Origin of the sequence: Sedimentibacter sp. B4 (assembly GCF_000309315.1) — a bacterium.
Classification (GTDB): domain Bacteria; phylum Bacillota; class Clostridia; order Tissierellales; family Sedimentibacteraceae; genus Sedimentibacter; species Sedimentibacter saalensis.
Map to the genome: position 1 here is coordinate 1 of NZ_CANG01000894.1, position 369 is coordinate 369.

A 369-nucleotide genomic window follows, 5' to 3' on the forward strand; every position below is an offset into this window, starting at 1 on the left:
GGCCAGCACGAACAACTGGGAGGTCCAGGTGTCGCCGTAGGTCTGGATGACCGGATCGATGCCGGCTGCCTTGATCTTGGCGTTGTTCGCCATGAACTCGGCCCACGTCTTCGGCACGGAGAGCCCCAGCTGGGCGAACACCTTCTTGTTGTAGAGGATGCCGCCACCGGTGGCGCCACCGACGGGAACCCCGTAGACCTTGCCGTCAGAGGTCACCGAGGACTTGAAGGCGTCCTGGACGTTGGCCAGCGCAGCGTCGGTCATGGGCACCAGGTTCTTGGCCGGATCGAGCGCCGCCAGCAGTGAGCCGGAGTTGTAGCCGAAGACCTCGGCCATGTCGCCGGTGGCGAGCTTGGTCTTGACGATGTT

At 64.2% G+C, this 369-nt stretch carries 1 protein-coding gene; it reads right to left on the reverse strand.

Translation table 11 applies throughout. From position 1 onward, the window contains the following. Window positions 1–369, reverse strand: a 369-nt coding sequence (locus tag BN358_RS29420; RefSeq protein ID WP_157593534.1) for an extracellular solute-binding protein, incomplete at both ends; no start/stop codon positions are given.